Source organism: Sodalis sp. RH21, assembly GCF_047324175.1.
Taxonomy (GTDB): domain Bacteria; phylum Pseudomonadota; class Gammaproteobacteria; order Enterobacterales; family Enterobacteriaceae; genus Acerihabitans.
Window position 1 is genome coordinate 5,344,339 of the sequence record NZ_CP178732.1, and the last position, 16,924, is coordinate 5,361,262.

The 16,924-nt window shown below is 57.4% G+C and carries 18 protein-coding genes; 12 read left to right on the top strand and 6 right to left on the bottom strand.

All coding sequences use genetic code 11. The features are described 5' to 3' along the window. Window positions 1-48: 48 nt before the first annotated feature. Complete coding sequence (gene lptG, locus ACL2XP_RS24715) at window positions 49-1,119, bottom strand: LPS export ABC transporter permease LptG (RefSeq protein ID WP_413736037.1); 1,071 nt, start codon at window positions 1,117-1,119, stop codon at window positions 49-51. Next, a complete protein-coding gene (gene lptF / locus ACL2XP_RS24720; RefSeq protein ID WP_413736038.1) occupies window positions 1,119-2,219 on the bottom strand; it encodes an LPS export ABC transporter permease LptF in 1,101 nt (366 codons plus the stop codon). Before lptF ends, lptG begins: the two co-directional genes overlap by 1 nt. Before the next feature lie 283 nt (window positions 2,220-2,502). Here lptF and pepA point away from each other — a divergent pair, with 283 nt between their 5' ends. From pepA to ACL2XP_RS24740, 4 genes are all read left to right on the top strand, one after another. Further along, entirely contained in the window at window positions 2,503-4,014 is a 1,512-nt protein-coding gene (gene pepA, locus ACL2XP_RS24725; protein ID WP_331121335.1) for a leucyl aminopeptidase, read from the top strand. 85 nt (window positions 4,015-4,099) lie between these two features. Continuing rightward, window positions 4,100-4,549 (top strand): DNA polymerase III subunit chi, encoded by a 450-nt coding sequence (locus ACL2XP_RS24730; protein WP_413736041.1) that lies wholly within the window; start codon window positions 4,100-4,102, stop codon window positions 4,547-4,549. Between the two features lie 12 nt (window positions 4,550-4,561). Then, window positions 4,562-7,417, top strand: a complete 2,856-nt coding sequence (locus ACL2XP_RS24735) for a valine--tRNA ligase (protein WP_413736042.1) — start codon at window positions 4,562-4,564, stop codon at window positions 7,415-7,417. Window positions 7,418-7,753: 336 nt separating this feature from the next. Beyond that, entirely contained in the window at window positions 7,754-8,260 is a 507-nt protein-coding gene (locus tag ACL2XP_RS24740) for a GNAT family N-acetyltransferase (protein ID WP_413736044.1), read from the top strand. 84 nt (window positions 8,261-8,344) lie between these two features. Here the strand turns inward: ACL2XP_RS24740 and rraB are convergent, their stop codons facing one another. Then, the gene (gene rraB, locus ACL2XP_RS24745; protein ID WP_413736046.1) at window positions 8,345-8,806 is read right to left on the bottom strand and encodes a ribonuclease E inhibitor RraB; all 462 of its coding nucleotides are present in this window, start codon (window positions 8,804-8,806) and stop codon (window positions 8,345-8,347) included. A gap of 175 nt (window positions 8,807-8,981) precedes the next feature. On the opposite strand from rraB, the gene argF reads away from it, so the two are divergent. Further along, the gene (gene argF, locus ACL2XP_RS24750) at window positions 8,982-9,989 is read left to right on the top strand and encodes an ornithine carbamoyltransferase (RefSeq protein ID WP_413736047.1); all 1,008 of its coding nucleotides are present in this window, start codon (window positions 8,982-8,984) and stop codon (window positions 9,987-9,989) included. Between the two features lie 57 nt (window positions 9,990-10,046). On the opposite strand, the gene ACL2XP_RS24755 is transcribed toward argF, so the two are convergent. Beyond that, window positions 10,047-10,514: a YhcH/YjgK/YiaL family protein gene (locus ACL2XP_RS24755; protein ID WP_413736048.1), complete on the bottom strand. Its 468-nt coding sequence runs from the start codon at window positions 10,512-10,514 to the stop codon at window positions 10,047-10,049. A 185-nt stretch (window positions 10,515-10,699) separates the two neighbouring features. On the opposite strand from ACL2XP_RS24755, the gene ACL2XP_RS24760 reads away from it, so the two are divergent. The 4 genes from ACL2XP_RS24760 (at window position 10,700) to ridA (ending at window position 12,791) form a co-directional block, all read left to right on the top strand. Further along, complete coding sequence (locus ACL2XP_RS24760) at window positions 10,700-10,954, top strand: hypothetical protein (protein WP_413736050.1); 255 nt, start codon at window positions 10,700-10,702, stop codon at window positions 10,952-10,954. After that, entirely contained in the window at window positions 10,914-11,849 is a 936-nt protein-coding gene (pyrB, locus tag ACL2XP_RS24765) for an aspartate carbamoyltransferase (RefSeq protein WP_413736051.1), read from the top strand. The genes ACL2XP_RS24760 and pyrB overlap by 41 nt, the downstream gene beginning before the upstream one ends. A 13-nt stretch (window positions 11,850-11,862) precedes the next feature. Beyond that, on the top strand, window positions 11,863-12,327 hold the full coding sequence (gene pyrI / locus ACL2XP_RS24770; protein ID WP_413739284.1) for an aspartate carbamoyltransferase regulatory subunit: 465 nt from the start codon (window positions 11,863-11,865) through the stop codon (window positions 12,325-12,327). Window positions 12,328-12,404: 77 nt separating this feature from the next. Next, window positions 12,405-12,791 carry a 2-iminobutanoate/2-iminopropanoate deaminase gene (ridA, locus tag ACL2XP_RS24775; protein WP_413736052.1) on the top strand — a complete coding sequence of 129 codons (387 nt, stop codon included), beginning with the start codon at window positions 12,405-12,407 and terminating at the stop codon, window positions 12,789-12,791. Between the two features lie 53 nt (window positions 12,792-12,844). On the opposite strand, the gene vapC is transcribed toward ridA, so the two are convergent. Both vapC and vapB read right to left on the bottom strand, forming a co-directional pair. Continuing rightward, window positions 12,845-13,246, bottom strand: coding sequence for a type II toxin-antitoxin system tRNA(fMet)-specific endonuclease VapC (gene vapC / locus ACL2XP_RS24780; RefSeq protein WP_413736054.1), 402 nt, complete (start codon window positions 13,244-13,246; stop codon window positions 12,845-12,847). Continuing rightward, window positions 13,246-13,479 (bottom strand): type II toxin-antitoxin system VapB family antitoxin, encoded by a 234-nt coding sequence (gene vapB / locus ACL2XP_RS24785; protein ID WP_413736056.1) that lies wholly within the window; start codon window positions 13,477-13,479, stop codon window positions 13,246-13,248. Before vapB ends, vapC begins: the two co-directional genes overlap by 1 nt. 254 nt (window positions 13,480-13,733) lie before the next feature. Here vapB and ACL2XP_RS24790 point away from each other — a divergent pair, with 254 nt between their 5' ends. From ACL2XP_RS24790 to ACL2XP_RS24800, 3 genes are read left to right on the top strand one after another with little or no spacing between them, the layout of a single operon-like run. Further along, window positions 13,734-15,170, top strand: coding sequence for a circularly permuted type 2 ATP-grasp protein (locus ACL2XP_RS24790; RefSeq protein WP_413736057.1), 1,437 nt, complete (start codon window positions 13,734-13,736; stop codon window positions 15,168-15,170). Next, window positions 15,164-16,093, top strand: a complete 930-nt coding sequence (locus ACL2XP_RS24795) for an alpha-E domain-containing protein (RefSeq protein ID WP_413736059.1) — start codon at window positions 15,164-15,166, stop codon at window positions 16,091-16,093. The genes ACL2XP_RS24790 and ACL2XP_RS24795 overlap by 7 nt, the downstream gene beginning before the upstream one ends. Then, window positions 16,090-16,908: a transglutaminase family protein gene (locus tag ACL2XP_RS24800; protein WP_413736061.1), complete on the top strand. Its 819-nt coding sequence runs from the start codon at window positions 16,090-16,092 to the stop codon at window positions 16,906-16,908. The genes ACL2XP_RS24795 and ACL2XP_RS24800 overlap by 4 nt, the downstream gene beginning before the upstream one ends. The last annotated feature ends 16 nt before the right edge of the window (window positions 16,909-16,924 follow it).

The window sequence follows — 16,924 nt, forward strand, 5'->3', positions numbered from 1 at the left end:
CCCAGCGCTAACAGGCCGATACCTGTTAGCGCCCCGCCTACGCGATTCTTACCGTCTTTTCAGCAATAACGCCACGCTGATAATCAGGAAGGCCATGCTGGGGATTAACGCCCCGAACAGCGGCGGCATGTTATATACCAGGCTTAGCGGCCCGAAGATCTGATCCAGCACATAGAACAGGAACCCGAAGCTGATGCCGGTGATCATCCGTACGCCCATGGCTACGCTGCGCAGCGGGCCGAAGATAAACGACACCGCCATCAGCATCATGACCGCCACCGAGAACGGGGAGAAAATCTTGCTCCACATATTCAACTGGTACCGGCTGGCCTCCTGCCCGCTCTGCTTGAGGTAGTGCACATAGTTATACAGGCCGGAAATGGATAACGCTTCCGGGTCCAGCGCCACCACGCCGAGCTTGTCGGGGGTCAGGTTGGTCTTCCACTCGCCGCTGAGCGTTTGCCGGCCGGTAATCTGCGTATTATCGGTCAGGCCGGACTCGTCCACCTGCGATAAATGCCAGATACCGTCGTTAAAATTGGCATTGGCGGCATAACGCAGCGTTTGCAGGCGGTTTTGGTCATCGAAATGGTAGATGTTCACCCCGGAAAGCTGGTTGTCGCTGACCACCCGTTCGATAAAGATAAAATCGTTGCCGTCCTTGGCCCACAGGCCATTTTGCACCGACAGCATGGAGCCGCCGTACAGCGCCTGGGAACGGAAGTTGCGCGCCATCTGCTCGCCCTGGGGAGCCACCCATTCGCCGATGGCCATGGTCAGCAGCACCAGCGGAATAGCGGTTTTCATGACCGCCCCGGCGATTTGCATGCGGGTGAACCCCGAGGCCTGCATCACCACCAGCTCGCTGCGGCTGGCCAGGGTGCCCAGCCCCATCAGCGCGCCGAGCAGCGCCGCCATGGGGAAAAAGATCTCGATGTCCTTGGGTATGCTCAGCAGGGTATACAGCCCGGCGCCCACGGCGGAATAGTCGCCCTGGCCGACTTTGCGCAGCTGATCGACAAATTTGATAATGCCCGACAACGATACCAGCATGAACAGGGTCATCATGATGGTATTGAAGATGGTTTTACCGATATAGCGGTCCAATACACCAAACATCAGGCCGCTCCTCTGCCGTGTAAACGTTCGCGCACCCGTCGCAGCGGCACGCTGTCCCAGATATTCAATAACACCGCAATGCCGAAATAGGCCAGGTTGGTCAGCCACATCCATACCACCGGATCAAGTTTGCCTTTGGCGCCGTTGGAGCGCAGCGAACTTTGCAGCAGGAAAAATATCAGATACAGCAGCATGGCCGGCAGCATGCTCAGCACCCGGCCCTGGCGCGGGTTGACCGCGCTGAGCGGCACCACCATGATGGCCATGATAAATACCGACACCACCAGCGTCAGGCGCCATTGCAGCTCGGCGCGGGCCTCCGGTTGGCGGGATTGCCACAGGGCCTGGATGGTCATCTGTTCCGCATCGTTGTTGTCCACCGACACCTCCTGGTGGCCGATCACCGCCTGGTACTGGGTAAAATCGGTGACGCGGAAATCGCGCAGCAGCGCGGTGCCCTCGTAGCGGGTGCCCTTATTCAGGGTGACCACCTGCGAGCCGTCGGGACGCTGGGTCATATGCCCCTGGTCGGCCACCACCACGGACGGGCGGGAGTTGCCTTTGGGATGCAGTTGCGCCAGGAAAACGTTTTGGAATTGCTGCCCTTTGACATTGCCGACAAACAGCACGGAGTTGCCGTTTTGCGCCGCCTGGAACTGCCCTTCGACCATGGCCGCCATGCTGGGATTGGCCTTGGCTTCCGCCAGCACCTCGTCCTGGTGGCGCGACGACCAGGGCGACAGCCAGATGACATTGATCGCCGCCAATATCGCCGTCAGCACGCTTAACAGCAGCCCGGCTTTGATCAGAACGCTTTTGCCCAGCCCGCAGGCGTGCATCACGGTTATTTCACTTTCAGCATACAACCGGCTCAGGGTCATCAGTAACCCGAGGAACAGGCTGAGGGGAAGGATCAGCTGCGCCATTTCAGGCACCCCTAATCCGAGCAGGGATAACACCAGGTTTGTCGGGATATCGCCGTCTACCGCCGCTCCCAGGACCCGAACCAGCTTTTGACAGAAAAAAATCAGCAGCAGGATAAACAGGATGGCAAGCTGGCTTTTAAACGTTTCCCGAACCAGATATCTAATGATGATCACGCTTATTTCGCCTGTGAAAACTTGTCTTTTTGCAGGAAAATCGATAATTTCTTCGCTAATCCACTATTAATCGGTATCAATTAGCCACCTTTATCGCCAGATAGAGTATAACAACATTAAGCGTTCGGCTGTGCTATGAGAACGCACTGATTATTGCCGGAATAACGTCCTTTGCGTCGTTCAGATTAACACATAAGAGTTAATGCAAAGGCGGGGGATACGATAGGGAAAGATTTATTTTATCCCGGTTGACCGTCTTTGTCTTTAAGATTCAGGAGAGTGCATGGAGTTCAGTGTAAAAAGCGGTAGCCCGGAAAAACAACGCAGTGCCTGTATTGTCGTCGGCGTCTTCGAACCGCGCCGTCTGTCGCCCATCGCTGAACAGCTCGATAAGATCAGCGACGGTTACATCAGTGCCCTGCTGCGCCGCGGCGAACTGGAAGGAAAAGTGGGTCAGACCTTGCTGCTGCACCATGTTCCCAATGTGCTGTCTGAACGCATCCTGCTCATCGGATGCGGCAAAGAGCGCGAGCTGGATGAGCGCCAGTATAAGCAGGTGATCCAGAAAACCATTAATACGCTGAATGACACCGGGTCCATGGAAGCCGTCTGTTTCCTGACCGAACTGCATGTCAAAGGGCGCAACACCTATTGGAAAGTGCGCCAGGCGGTGGAAACCTCCAAAGAGTCGCTGTATACCTTCGACCAGCTTAAAAGCAATAAAGCCGAACCGCGCCGGCCGCTGCGCAAAATGGTGTTCAACGTCCCCACCCGCCGCGAGCTGACCGGCGGCGAGCGCGCCATCCAGCACGGCCTGGCCATTGCCGCCGGCATCAAAGCCGCCAAGGATTTGGGCAATATGCCGCCCAATATCTGCAATCCGGCCTACCTGGCTTCCCAGGCGCGCCAGTTGGCGGATAAATATGGTAAAACCACTACGACCCGCGTTATCGGCGAGCAGCAGATGAAAGAGCTGGGCATGAACGCCTATCTGGCGGTGGGCCAGGGTTCGCAAAATGAATCGCTGATGTCGGTGATTGAATACAAAGGCAGCCCGGACCCGGAAAGCCGGCCGATCGTGCTGGTGGGCAAGGGGCTGACCTTCGACGCCGGCGGCATCTCCATCAAACCCGCCGACAGCATGGACGAGATGAAATACGACATGTGCGGCGCCGCCACGGTCTATGGCGTGATGCGCATGGCCATGGAATTGAGCCTGCCGCTGAATATCGTCGGCGTGCTGGCCGGCTGCGAGAACATGGTCGACGGCCGCTCGTTCCGTCCCGGCGACGTGCTGACCACGCTGTCCGGCCAGACGGTGGAAGTGCTTAATACCGACGCCGAAGGGCGCCTGGTGCTGTGCGATGCGCTGACCTACGTCGAGCGTTTCGATCCGGACGTGGTCATTGACGTGGCCACCCTGACCGGCGCGTGCGTGATTGCCCTGGGCCATCATCTGACCGGCTTGATGTCGAACCACAATCCGCTGGCCCATGAGCTGATCGCCGCCGCCGAACAATCCGGCGATCGCGCCTGGCGCCTGCCGCTGGGCGACGAGTTCCAGGAACAGCTGGAATCCAATTTCGCCGATATGGCCAATATCGGCGGCCGTCCCGGCGGCGCCATCACCGCCGGCTGCTTCTTGTCCCGCTTCGCCCGTAAATTCAGCTGGGCGCATCTGGATATCGCCGGCACCGCATGGCGCTCGGGCAAAGCCAAAGGGGCCACCGGCCGGCCGGTGTCGCTGCTGGCGCAGTTCCTGCTCAATCGCTCCGGCCTGAACGGTGACGAATAAGCTTAAAAAAGGTATGCTTGGACGGGCGGCGCGGGCCGCCCGTTATTTTTTCCGTCATTCCCCTCAGGCTTAATAAATACGGCACATGAAAAACGCAACCTTTTATCTGCTCGATCGCCAGGATATCCAGGACGGTTTGTCCGCCGTGGAGCGGCTTGCCTGCGAGCTGGCGGCCATCCATTGGCGCGCCGGGAAAAGGGTGCTGATCGCCTGTGGCGACGAGGAGCAGGCGCTGAAACTGGATGAAGCCCTGTGGCAGCGCGATCCGGAGGCTTTCGTCCCGCATAACCTGGCGGGCGAAGGGCCGCGCTACGGCGCGCCGGTGGAGATTTGCTGGCCCACGCGCCGGGGCAACGCGCCGCGCGACCTGCTAATCAGCCTGTTGCCGCAATGCGCGGATTTTGCCTCTGCTTTCCATGAAGTGATAGACTTCGTTCCAGATGAAGACGATTTAAAACAGCTGGCGCGCGATCGGTATAAAGCCTATCGCAGCGTCGGCTTCCAATTGACCACGGCCACGCCGCCAACGCAGTGAAATATACGCATAATGGAAAAGACATATAACCCGCACGACATCGAGCAGCCGCTCTACGAGCACTGGGAAAAACAGGGCTATTTCAAGCCGCATAACGATACCAGCAAAGAGAGCTTCTGCATCATGATCCCGCCGCCGAATGTGACCGGCAGCCTGCATATGGGTCATGCCTTCCAGCAGACCATTATGGATATTATCGTGCGTTACCAGCGCATGCAGGGCAAAAACACCCTGTGGCAGGTGGGCACCGACCACGCGGGCATCGCCACGCAAATGGTGGTGGAGCGCAAAATCGCCGCCGAAGAGGGTAAAACCCGCCACGACTACGGGCGCGAAGCGTTTATCGAAAAAATCTGGCAGTGGAAGGCGGAATCCGGCGGCACCATTACCCGCCAGATGCGCCGCCTGGGCGCGTCGGTGGATTGGGAGCGCGAGCGCTTCACCATGGACGCCGGCTTGTCGGACGCGGTGAAGGAAGTTTTCGTCCAGCTGTTTAAGCAGGATTTGATTTACCGCGGCAAACGCCTGGTGAACTGGGACCCGAAATTGCGCACCGCCATTTCGGATCTGGAAGTGGAAAACCGCGAGTCCCAGGGGTCCATGTGGCACCTGCGCTATCCGCTGGCCGACGGCGCCAAAACCGCCGACGGCAAGGATTACCTGGTCGTCGCCACCACCCGGCCGGAAACCGTGCTGGGGGATACCGGCGTGGCGGTCAACCCGGAAGACCCGCGCTATAAAGACCTGATCGGCAAAAGCGTGATCCTGCCGCTGGTCGGCCGCCGTATTCCCATTATCGGCGACGAACATGCGGATATGACCAAGGGCACCGGCTGCGTGAAAATCACCCCGGCCCATGACTTTAACGACTATGAGGTCGGCAAGCGCCACGCCCTGCCCATGATCAATATCCTGACCCTGGACGGCGATATCCGCGAGCAGGCGGAAGTGTTCGACACCCAGGGCGAGGCCAGCGACGCCTGGAGCGGCGATATCCCGGCAGAATTCCGCGGTCTGGAGCGTTTCGCCGCCCGCAAGGCGGTGGTCGCGGCGTTTGACGGCCTGGGCCTGCTGGAAGAGATCAAACCCCATGCCCTCACCGTGCCCTACGGCGATCGCGGCGGCGTGGTGATTGAGCCCATGCTTACCGATCAATGGTATGTGCGCACCGGGCCGCTGGCCAAGGTGGCCATCGCCGCGGTGGAGGACGGCGAGATCCAGTTCGTGCCCAAGCAGTATGAAAATATGTACTTCAGTTGGATGCGCGATATCCAGGACTGGTGCATCTCCCGCCAGCTGTGGTGGGGCCATCGCATTCCGGCCTGGTACGACGCCGCCGGCAAGGTCTATGTGGGCCATGACGAGGCCGAAGTGCGCCGGGAAAACCATCTTGACGCGTCGGTGACGCTGCGCCAGGACGAAGACGTGCTGGACACCTGGTTCTCGTCCGGCCTGTGGACCTTCTCTACCCTGGGCTGGCCGCAACCGACCGAAGCGCTGAAAACCTTTCATCCCACCAGCGTGCTGGTGAGCGGTTTTGATATTATTTTCTTCTGGATTGCGCGCATGATCATGTTGACCATGCACTTTGTCAAAGATGAAAACAACCGTCCCCAGGTGCCGTTCAAGACCGTTTATATGACCGGTTTGATCCGCGATGACGAAGGCCAGAAGATGTCGAAATCCAAAGGCAACGTCATCGACCCGCTGGATATGGTGGACGGTATTTCCCTGGCGGAACTGGTGGACAAGCGCACCGGCAATATGATGCAGCCGCAGCTGGCGGATAAAATCCGCAAGCGCACCGAGAAACAGTTCCCGCAGGGCATCGAGCCGCACGGTACCGACGCGCTGCGCTTTACCCTGGCGGCCCTGGCCTCCACCGGCCGCGATATCAATTGGGATATGAAGCGGCTGGAAGGTTATCGCAACTTCTGTAATAAGCTGTGGAACGCCAGCCGGTTCGTGCTGATGAATACCGAGGATCAGGACTGCGGGCAGCAGGGCGGCGAGATGACCCTGTCCCTGGCCGATCGCTGGATACTGGCGGAGTTCAACCGCACGGTGAAAACCTATCGCGACGCGCTGGACGGCTACCGTTTCGATATGGCCGCCAATATCCTGTATGACTTTACCTGGAACCAGTTCTGCGACTGGTACCTGGAACTGACCAAACCGGTAATGACCGGCGGCGGCGAAACCGAGCTGCGCGGCACCCGCCATACGCTGGTGGAAGTGCTGGAAGGCCTGCTGCGCCTGGCCCATCCCATCGTGCCGTTTATTACCGAAACCATCTGGCAGCGGGTGAAAGTGCTTAAAGGCATCGACGCCGATACGCTGATGCTGCAACCCTTCCCGGTGTTCGACGCCACCCTGGACGATACCGCGGCGCTGGCCGATGTGGAGTGGATCAAGCAGTTGATTATCGCCGTGCGCGCCATTCGCAGCGAAATGAATATTTCCCCCGGCAAGCCGCTGGACGTGCTGGTACGAGGCGCCACGCCGCTGACCCGCCGGCGCATTGACGCCAACCGCAGCTTTATCCAGACGCTGGCCCGGCTGCAAAGCCTGGATATCCTGGCCGACGGCGATAAAGGCCCGGTGTCCATCGTCAAGCTGGTGGATGAAGGCGAACTGCTGATCCCGATGGCGGGCATTATCGATAAAGCGCTGGAGCTGGACCGCCTGGCCAACGAAGTGCTGAAATTGGAAACGGAAATCGGCCGCATCGAAAGCAAGCTGTCCAACGAGGGGTTCGTCGCCCGCGCGCCGGAAGCGGTAGTGGCGAAAGAGCGGGAAAAAATGGCGGGTTATGTGGACGCCAAAGCCAAGCTGCTTGAACAGCGGGCGACCATCGCCAATCTGTAAATAGCCCCTTCCTCCTCCCGCCGAGGCGGTTGTCATAAATCAGCCGGAGGTTTATCCTCCGGCTGATTTGCTGATAATGCTGCGTCGGCGGCAATAATGGGCAAGATCGTAAAGACGCCGTAAATACATCCCTGTAGGTTCGGGCGCGCCGTCCCTGGCGCGCTACGCTTTACGCTTCCCGCCCATTATTTACCGCTGCGAGTTTCAGCGTAAATTTGCCTCAGCCTGGCCGGGGGTTTATCCTCCGGTTAATTTAATTGCATCATCGGCATCGGCGATGCTATTAATCATAACGATTAACCCGATTTTTTTGTTTCACTTTCTTGGGTAATGACGATGTCCTTTGCTACTTCAGTCAATATTCTGGTGCGTCCCATCACGCCGGAAGATAACCATGCCATCGCCGACGTGATTCGCCAGGTATCGGCCGAGTTCGGCCTGACGGCGGATAAAGGCTATACCGTATCCGACCCTAACCTGGATAAGTTATATCAGCTCTACAGCCAGCCGCGCAGCGCGTACTGGGTGATCGAGTTCGAAGGACGGATTGCCGGCGGCGGCGGGATTGCGCCTTTGGCCGGAGCCGGGGCGGATATTTGTGAATTGCAAAAGATGTATTTTATGAGCGCCCTGCGCGGCCGCGGCCTGGCCCATGAGCTGGCTTTGCGGGCGCTGGCGTTTGCGCGGACCCAGGGATTTACCCACTGTTATCTGGAAACCACCGCCGCCCTGACCCGGGCGATAAGCCTCTATGAGCGGCTGGGATTTGTGCATATCGACGGTCCGATGGGCACTACGGGGCATGTGGACTGCGAAGTGAGGATGCTGAAAGCGCTGGGTTAAACATGCTGGAATGAGCGGCGCGCCGGACGCGGTTATGGCCGCGTCCGGCGGTGGGGGACATTAAGTGCCCCCTGATGACAATGATTAGTGGCGGGTGCCGTTATCGTCCTGGTCGATGATGCCGCGCACCGGCGGGGTGCCGTCAACGCCTTCTTCGGCGTCATCGCCGTCTTCACCTTCTTCGTCATCGTCCTCGCCGTCTTCGAAGTAGGTGCCCCAGCCGTCATAGTTGACGCCCAGGCGCTCCGCCAGCGTAAACAGCTGCTCGACCTGCGCGTCGATCAGCTCCGCATTAAGCGCGATTTCACTGACCGCGTCGCAACACATCAGCACGGAACCGTCTTCCACTTCCAGTTCTTCGGCATCGGTGACTTCATAACCCAGTTTAAAGGCTTCAACAGCGGCTTTTTCCAAAATATCGAAATTCTCGGCGGAAAAATGGTGCTCGATGGTATAAAGCGCTTCGGGATCGCTGCCATCTTCCAGCAGTTCTTCGATAATCAAACGTGTTTCATCACGCTGTTCTTCCAGAAATTGATGTGCCATGCCCCTATCCTCAATGCGTCGGTCGGCCTGTTAGGTTTCTATTTTCCCACAGCGGCGGTTAAGGCTCCAGCTTAAACATGAAAGAATTGATATCAATGCTTGAAATTGAATATTCATACATATAAAGTGAATTTAAATTCATATTAATTAAAATTATGTCCGGAGAACCGTGCTTATGAGTCAGTTCTATCAACGCCATTTCCTGAAGTTAATGGACTTTACCCCCGCTGAAATTCTCGATTTGCTGGCGCTGGCCGCCGCCCTGAAGCGCGAAAAACGCGCGGGGCAGGAAAAGCCGCGCCTGGCCGGGAAAAATATCGCGCTCATCTTCGAAAAAGACTCGACCCGCACCCGCTGCTCTTTCGAAGTTGCCGCATTCGATCAAGGCGCGCGCGTCACCTATCTCGGCCCGAACGGCAGCCAAATCGGCCACAAGGAATCAATCAAGGATACCGCCCGGGTGCTGGGCCGCCTGTATGACGGCATCCAATACCGCGGTTACGGCCAGGAGATCGTCGAGACACTGGCGCAATACGCCGGCGTGCCGGTATGGAACGGTCTGACCACCGAATTCCATCCGACCCAGTTACTGGCCGATCTGCTGACCATGCAAGAACACCTGCCGGAAAAAAGCTTTGGCCAGATGAAATTCGCCTACGTGGGCGACGCCCGCAACAATATGGGTAATAGCATGCTGGAGGCGGCGGCGCTGACCGGGCTGGATATGCGGCTGGTGGCCCCGCGCGCCTGCTGGCCGGAACCGGAGCTGGTGGCGCGCTGCGGCGAAGCGGCGCGGCGTAACGGCGGCAAAATCACCCTGACCGAGGATGTCGCCGCCGGCGTGGCGGGCGTGGATTTTATTTATACCGACGTCTGGGTATCCATGGGCGAACCCAAAGCCATCTGGCAGGAGCGTATCGCCCTGTTGCGCGCTTATCAGGTCAATATGGCCATGCTCCGCCAGACCGGCAATCCCCGGGTTAAATTCCTGCACTGCCTGCCCGCGTTCCATGATGACCAAACCACGGTGGGCAAGGAAATGGCCGAACAGTACGGCTTGGCCGGGGGCATGGAAGTGACCGACGAGGTGTTTGAATCGGAATGCAGCGTGGTATTCGACCAGGCGGAAAACCGGCTGCATACCATTAAAGCGGTGATGGTGGCGACGCTGGCGAAAGCGTAATCCGTCAGCGGCTATTATTTAACGGGCGCCCGGCGCCCGTCATCGTCCGGCGCTGACTTAACGGACCAGCGCGGTATCGATTTTTACTACCGCTTTGCGCACGTGGGCCGGTTCGCCCACCGCGCACAGCGGTTTGTGGACTTCGCCGGGGTAATACACCACGAAGTCCCCGCTGTGCATCACAAACTGTTTTTCCTGCTCGCCCGCGGCCAGGAAGGCGATATCTTTGTCCGCCAGCCAGTCGGTATCGGGCTTGCCCGCCGGCAGGTTGCTGAAGGTCATGCCTTCCACGCCGTCCAGGATAATCTGGATATCCAGGTATTTGGCATGATATTCGGCGCGGCGGTTTTCCAGCAGGTCGGTGCTGTCGTTGGAAATTAGCACAAACACCTGGTTGCCTTCGATATCATGTTTGCCCAGCGGCGTTTCCGGGGTGATATGCTGTTTGACATATTCGATGGCTTCGCGGAGTTTGGCCGGCAGATAGGGTACGAGATCCAAATGGTTGATGTTACCGGTGATCATAATTGTTCCTTAAAAAATGAAATAACGTTTCATTGTAAAACAGCTACCGATCGGAAAGTGAGAGTTATTTAACACTTATTTTGATTAGCTGGCCAATCGTTTGCTTAATCATGAAAATGGTCTTTTTTGCGCTTGAAGTGTCCCGTTACGCGAGTATAATTCCGGGCAGTTTGCCGGGAGGATAAATGAACAGCACTGTTGTTTTGGACGCGGTATTCGACGCCTATGACGATCGCCCCCTGCCCGTTGGCAGCCAACGGCCATTGCTGCTCCCGTTGCCCTTTTTATTATTTCAGTACAGGCCCCTCGTTGAGGGGCTTTTTTTTGCGCGGTATTCAGGGCGCAATCTACACTTGCGTCAGGCATCGGCGTTACCGACATCCGTAAGGAGGAAAAAACATGGCGAATCCACTTTATCAAAAGCACATCATTTCCATTAATGACCTGAGCCGCGAAGAGCTGGAGCTGGTGCTGAGCACCGCTGCCGATCTGAAAGCCCACCCGCGGCCGGAGCTACTGAAACATAAGGTGGTGGCCAGCTGTTTTTTTGAAGCCTCCACCCGCACCCGCCTGTCGTTTGAAACCGCCATCCACCGGCTTGGCGCCTCGGTGGTGGGGTTCTCCGACGCGGGCAATACGTCCATGGGCAAGAAGGGCGAGACCCTGGCGGATACCGTGTCGGTAATCAGTACCTATGTCGATGCCATCGTCATGCGCCATCCGCAGGAGGGCGCCGCCCGCCTGGCCACCGAGTTTTCCGGCGGCGTCCCCATCCTGAACGCCGGGGACGGCGCCAACCAGCATCCTACCCAGACCCTGCTGGACCTGTTTACCATCAAGGAAACCCAGGGGCGGCTCAATAACCTGAATATCGCCATGGTCGGGGATTTGAAATATGGCCGCACCGTCCACTCCCTGACCCAGGCGCTGGCCAAGTTTACCGGCAATCACTTCTTTTTTATCGCGCCGGAAGCCCTGGCGATGCCGACGTATATCCTGCATATGCTGGCGGAAAAAGAGATTACATTCAGCCTGCACGCCACCATTGAAGAAGTGGTGCCGGAACTGGATATTCTGTATATGACCCGCGTGCAGAAAGAGCGGCTGGACCCGTCGGAATACGCCAACGTCAAGGCGCAGTTCGTCCTGCGCGCCGGCGATTTGCACCATGCCCGCGACAATATGAAGGTGCTGCATCCGTTGCCGCGGGTCGATGAAATCGCCCATGATGTGGACAACACGCCTTACGCCTATTACTTCCAGCAGGCTGGCAACGGCATTTTCGCGCGCCAGGCGTTGTTGTCCCTGGTACTTAACGATCAACAGGCAGGCTAACAGGGGGAATATGATGACTCAGGATACCAAATTGCAGGTCGAGGCGATTAATCGCGGCACGGTTATCGACCATATCCCGGCGCAGGTGGGTTTTAAGCTGCTGACGCTGTTTAAGCTGACCGCCACCGATCAGCGCATCACCATTGGCCTGAACCTGCCCTCCAACCAATTGGGCAAAAAAGACCTGATCAAGATCGAAAACATCTTTCTCACCGAACAGCAGGCCAACCAGTTGGCCATGTACGCCCCCCATGCCACCGTCAACCGGATTGATAATTACGAAGTGGTGCGCAAGCTGACGCTATCGCTGCCCGATCGCATCGACGGCGTGCTGACCTGCCCCAACAGCAATTGCATCAGCCGCAGCGAGCCGGTCGCCTCAAGCTTTACGGTAAAAAGCCGGGGTAACCAGGTGCACCTCAAGTGCAAATACTGCGAGAAAGAGTTTGAGCATCAGGCCGTGATCCAAAACGCCTGAGCTGTGCATTCGCCGCTTAAGTCCTTATAATAAGCGGCAATGTTTCGTTCATGTACTTATCAACACCAGGAGCCAGCATGTCCCGTATTATCAATACCGAAAACGCACCGGCAGCCATCGGACCCTACGTACAGGCAGTGGATCTCGGCAATATGGTGTTTACCTCCGGCCAAATCCCGGTCTGTCCGAAAAGCGGCCTGGTGGCCGATAATATCGCGGCGCAGGCGCGGCAGTCCCTGGACAACGTGCGGGCCATCGTTGAAGCGGCCGGGCTGAAAGTGGCGGATATCATTAAAACCACGGTGTTCGTCAAGGACCTGAACGACTTCGCCGCCGTCAACGCCGCCTATGAAGCGTTTTTCAACGAGCATAACGCGCCGTTCCCGGCCCGCTCATGCGTGGAAGTGGCGCGTTTGCCAAAAGATGTGCAGATTGAAATCGAAGCGATTGCCGTGCGGCGGTAAAATACAATTTGCGATAGCGCAGGCGCGCGGATGGCGGCGCGCCTGACATAAAACTAACTAAGCCAGTTCTCCACCAACAAACCGTTTATCCGGTCAAATTCCCGGGTATTGTTGGTTATGACGATCAGTCCCTCGCTACGGGCATGAGCGGCGATATGGATATCGTTGACGCAGATTGGCGTACCTTTGCGTTCTAGATTAGCTTTGATGTCGCCATAGTGCATAGCTGCTTTACTATCATAATTGAGAACATCCAAGCGGGACACAAATTCGTCAACAGCTCGTTGATTTCGCACCGGCGCATCGCTTTTCTCCACGCCATACAATAACTCGGCATAGGTAATCGACGAAATAACCATGCGCCCGGCATTGGCGTTAAAAGCTGCAAATACCTCCATGGGACGGCGCTTAATAACATAAATGGCAATATTTGTATCGAGCATGTATTTATACATTAAAAAGATTCGCGCTCTTTTTGTTCCTGAGATGGCCGTTCATCCATAAAGTCATCAGTGGCATGCTCGTCTGAGAAAAAGAAACTATCCCAGGTATGCCCAGCGGGCGAAATTATTCTTTCATGGCCCAATGCCCTGACGGTGACAACCTTAATATCATCGGCGAAACGCATCTCCGCTGGAATTCTTACTGCCTGGGAGCGGTTATTGATAAAAACCGTGCTTTGCGACATATCGCTACCTCCGCGTCGTGCTTATCGAAAATTATAGCAATTTTGATGTATATGGCAAGCGTATAGCGCATTTATGCAATGTTAATTTCTTGCCCTTTTTTGGCTATAAAAATCCCCCTGGGCAACCGGCCGCACCATTACCATGCAAACCTGCCGTGGGTACGGTAATTTTTCCCTATGGAAACCAGCGCCGCGCTGGCGCGCTTTATGCATGGTGCTGTTATCAGCGTTGATGGGCCAGCAAAGGTATGCAGATGATAAACATAAATCTTTCCGGGTCGCCGTTTTTTGATGAAATGGTCTTGGCCGACGGGACCCACCGCGGCCATTACAATGCGTATTGGCAATGGTTGCAGCAGGCCGATCGGCAGGCCATCCAGCAAAAAAAAGAAGAGGCTGAATTACTGTTCCACCGGGTGGGCATCACCTTCAATGTTTACGGCGAAGAGGGGGGAACGGAGCGTTTAATCCCGTTCGACAGCGTGCCGCGCATTATCCCGGCCAAAGAATGGGCGTGGATGGATCGCGGCATTCGCCAGCGGGTAAAAGCCCTGAATGCGTTTCTCTATGACATTTATCACGAACAACATATCCTCAAAGCGGGCATCGTGCCGGCGGAACAGGTGCTGGCCAACGAACAATACCAGCCCTGCATGCACGGCGTGGACCTGCATAATAATACCTATGCGCACATTGTCGGCACCGATATGGTGCGCAACAGCGACGGGCATTATTATGTGCTGGAGGATAACCTGCGCACCCCTTCCGGCGTTTCCTATATGCTGGAAAACCGCAAAATGATGATGCGGCTCTATCCGGACTTGTTCGCCAGCCAGCATATCGCCACCATCGAGCGCTACCCCTTTGAATTGCTGCAAACCCTGCGCGAAAGCACGGCGGTGGAAGACCCCACCGTAGTGGTGATGACGCCGGGCCGTTTTAACAGCGCCTATTTCGAGCACAGTTTTCTGGCGCAGCAAATGGGGGTCGAGCTGGTGGAAGCCGCCGACCTGTTTGTGAAGCAGGGCGCGGTATACATGCGCACCACCGAAGGGCCGTGCAAGGTGGATGTGATATACCGGCGCATCGACGATGCCTATATCGACCCGCTGGCGTTTCGCGCCGATTCCACGCTTGGGGTGCCCGGGCTGCTGTCGGTATACCGCGCCGGGGGAGTGGTGCTGGCCAATGCGCTCGGCACCGGGGTGGCGGATGACAAATCCATCTATCCCTATGTGCCCGAAATGATCCGTTTTTACCTCTCGGAGGAGCCCGTTCTGGGCAATATCCCCACCTGGCAGTGCCGCGATCCCAGCGCTTTATCCTATGTCCTGGCCAACCTGGAAAAACTGGTGGTGAAGGAGGTGCACGGCGCCGGCGGCTACGGCATGCTGGTCGGGCCGAAAGCCTCCCGGGCGGAGCTGGCCGAATTCCGCCAGCGGCTGCTGGCCAACCCGAGCAATTATATCGCCCAGGAAACGCTGGCGCTGTCCACCTGCCCCACTTTTGTGGAGGAAGGGCTGGCGCCGCGTCACATCGATTTACGCCCTTTCGCCCTGACCGGCGACGAAATCCGGCTGGTGCCGGGCGGATTGACGCGGGTGGCGCTCAACGCCGGCTCGCTGGTGGTGAACTCGTCCCAGGGCGGCGGCACCAAGGATACCTGGATAATGGAGGACGACCCATGTTAAGCAGAACCGCCAGCGAACTCTATTGGATGGCCCGCTACCTGGAACGGGCCGAAAGCATCGCCCGGGTGCTGGACGTCACCTATAAATTATCCCTGATGCCGATCCGCAACCAGCAAAACGAGGATTTAACCCTGCCCCTTAACCTGACGGGCGGCCATGCGCTGTTTGAAGAGCATTACTCCCGCCTGACCATGGCGAATCTGCTGAATTTTTTTGCCCTCGATCCGCGCAATCCCAGCAGTATCTACAGTTGCTTTGAAATGGCCTGGAATAACGCCCACGCGGTGCGCGGCAGCCTGTCGTCGGAAGTCTGGGAAAGCATTAACGCCACCTGGATTGAAATGAAACTGATGCGCAGCAAAGGCGTGGCGAAAGTGGGCACCGATGCTTTTTTTGACTGGGCCAAGGAGCGGGCGCACCTGTTTCGCGGCGCGATGTTCGGCACGCTGCTGCGTAATGACGCCCTGTGTTTTATCCGCCTCGGCACCCTGATCGAGCGCGCTTATGCCACCGCGCAATTGTTGGGCGTGAAAGATCAGCAGTTGGATACCGACCCCGATCCGGTACGGGAATATTATCGCCTGGATACGCTGTTACGCGCGGTCAGCGCCCGCGAGGCCTATCACAGCCTGTATAAACATCCGATCAGCCGCGAAACGGTGGCCGAACTGCTGGTATTGCGCAACGATATGCCCCGTTCGCTGCGCGCCTGCGTCGGCGATGTGGTGCAGCAACTGGAGCGCATCGGCGGCCAGCGGGCCAATGTGCCCCGGCGCCTGGCGCATACGCTGAACGTGGAGCTGCGTTTTAGTTCGCTTGATGAGGTGCTGGAACTGGGCCTGCAGGCCTATATGATGCAGTTCCAGGATAAAATCAACGCCCTGGCGGAAAGCATTAACCATACCTATCTGGAGGCGTTATGAAACTGGCCGTCGATCACCTGACGCATTATCGTTATGATCATGAAGTCAAATTCAGCACGCAGTATCTGCGCCTGACGCCGCAAAATACCGCCCGGCAGCATATCGTCGAATGGTCGCTGAACCTGCCGGAGCAGGCCACCCGGGTAGTGGACGGTTTTGGCAATCTGCAGCATGTGCTGACCCTCGACCGGCCCCATGAGGTGATCGCCATCCGCGCCAAAGGGGTGGTGGAAATCGCCGATAACAGCGAAGCGATCCTGGAGGAGTGCGGCCCGCTGTCGCCGCTGGTGTTTTTGCGCTCCAGCCCGCTGACCCAGGCAGACGAGGCGATCCGCGCCTTCGCCGCCCGCTATTACCGCGCCCAGGCGGCGGACGAAAGCCTGCGGGAGCTCATGGCGGAGCTGCGCCAGCGTATGCCTTATACGCCGGGCGCCACCCAGGTGCAGGATTCGGCCGCCAAGGTCTTTGCCGCCCAGCACGGGGTTTGCCAGGATCACGCCCACGTTTTTCTGGCCTGTTGCCGCAGCCTGCGTATTCCCGCGCGCTACGTGAGCGGGTATATTTATAGCGAAGATACCAAACATGTGGCGATGCATGCCTGGGTGGAGGTCTGGCTGAATGAGCATTGGCAAAGCTTCGATATCACCAATAATACCTGCAACCCCAGCCAGCACCTGAAGCTGGCGGTCGGGTTCGATTATCTCGATGCCTGCCCGGTGCGCGGTTCGCGTATCGGCGGCGGCTACGAAGAGATGTTTTCGGAGGCGACCGTGGAGCAAACCGAGGAGCAGCAGGCTGGTGGCCAACAACAATAACGTAATTTAAAGGATA

Bases quoted from the DNA above. Each gene is read 5' to 3' on its own strand.
- lptG (WP_413736037.1), bottom strand. From the start codon at position 1,119: ATGTTTGGTGTATTGGACCGCTATATCGGTAAAACCATCTTCAATACC.
- pepA (WP_331121335.1), top strand. From the start codon at position 2,503: ATGGAGTTCAGTGTAAAAAGCGGTAGCCCGGAAAAACAACGCAGTGCC.
- ACL2XP_RS24730 (WP_413736041.1), top strand. From the start codon at position 4,100: ATGAAAAACGCAACCTTTTATCTGCTCGATCGCCAGGATATCCAGGAC.
- ACL2XP_RS24735 (WP_413736042.1), top strand. From the start codon at position 4,562: ATGGAAAAGACATATAACCCGCACGACATCGAGCAGCCGCTCTACGAG.
- ACL2XP_RS24740 (WP_413736044.1), top strand. From the start codon at position 7,754: ATGTCCTTTGCTACTTCAGTCAATATTCTGGTGCGTCCCATCACGCCG.
- rraB (WP_413736046.1), bottom strand. From the start codon at position 8,806: ATGGCACATCAATTTCTGGAAGAACAGCGTGATGAAACACGTTTGATT.
- argF (WP_413736047.1), top strand. From the start codon at position 8,982: ATGAGTCAGTTCTATCAACGCCATTTCCTGAAGTTAATGGACTTTACC.
- ACL2XP_RS24755 (WP_413736048.1), bottom strand. From the start codon at position 10,514: ATGATCACCGGTAACATCAACCATTTGGATCTCGTACCCTATCTGCCG.
- ACL2XP_RS24760 (WP_413736050.1), top strand. From the start codon at position 10,700: ATGAACAGCACTGTTGTTTTGGACGCGGTATTCGACGCCTATGACGAT.
- pyrB (WP_413736051.1), top strand. From the start codon at position 10,914: ATGGCGAATCCACTTTATCAAAAGCACATCATTTCCATTAATGACCTG.
- pyrI (WP_413739284.1), top strand. From the start codon at position 11,863: ATGACTCAGGATACCAAATTGCAGGTCGAGGCGATTAATCGCGGCACG.
- ridA (WP_413736052.1), top strand. From the start codon at position 12,405: ATGTCCCGTATTATCAATACCGAAAACGCACCGGCAGCCATCGGACCC.
- vapC (WP_413736054.1), bottom strand. From the start codon at position 13,246: ATGTATAAATACATGCTCGATACAAATATTGCCATTTATGTTATTAAG.
- vapB (WP_413736056.1), bottom strand. From the start codon at position 13,479: ATGTCGCAAAGCACGGTTTTTATCAATAACCGCTCCCAGGCAGTAAGA.
- ACL2XP_RS24790 (WP_413736057.1), top strand. From the start codon at position 13,734: ATGATAAACATAAATCTTTCCGGGTCGCCGTTTTTTGATGAAATGGTC.
- ACL2XP_RS24795 (WP_413736059.1), top strand. From the start codon at position 15,164: ATGTTAAGCAGAACCGCCAGCGAACTCTATTGGATGGCCCGCTACCTG.
- ACL2XP_RS24800 (WP_413736061.1), top strand. From the start codon at position 16,090: ATGAAACTGGCCGTCGATCACCTGACGCATTATCGTTATGATCATGAA.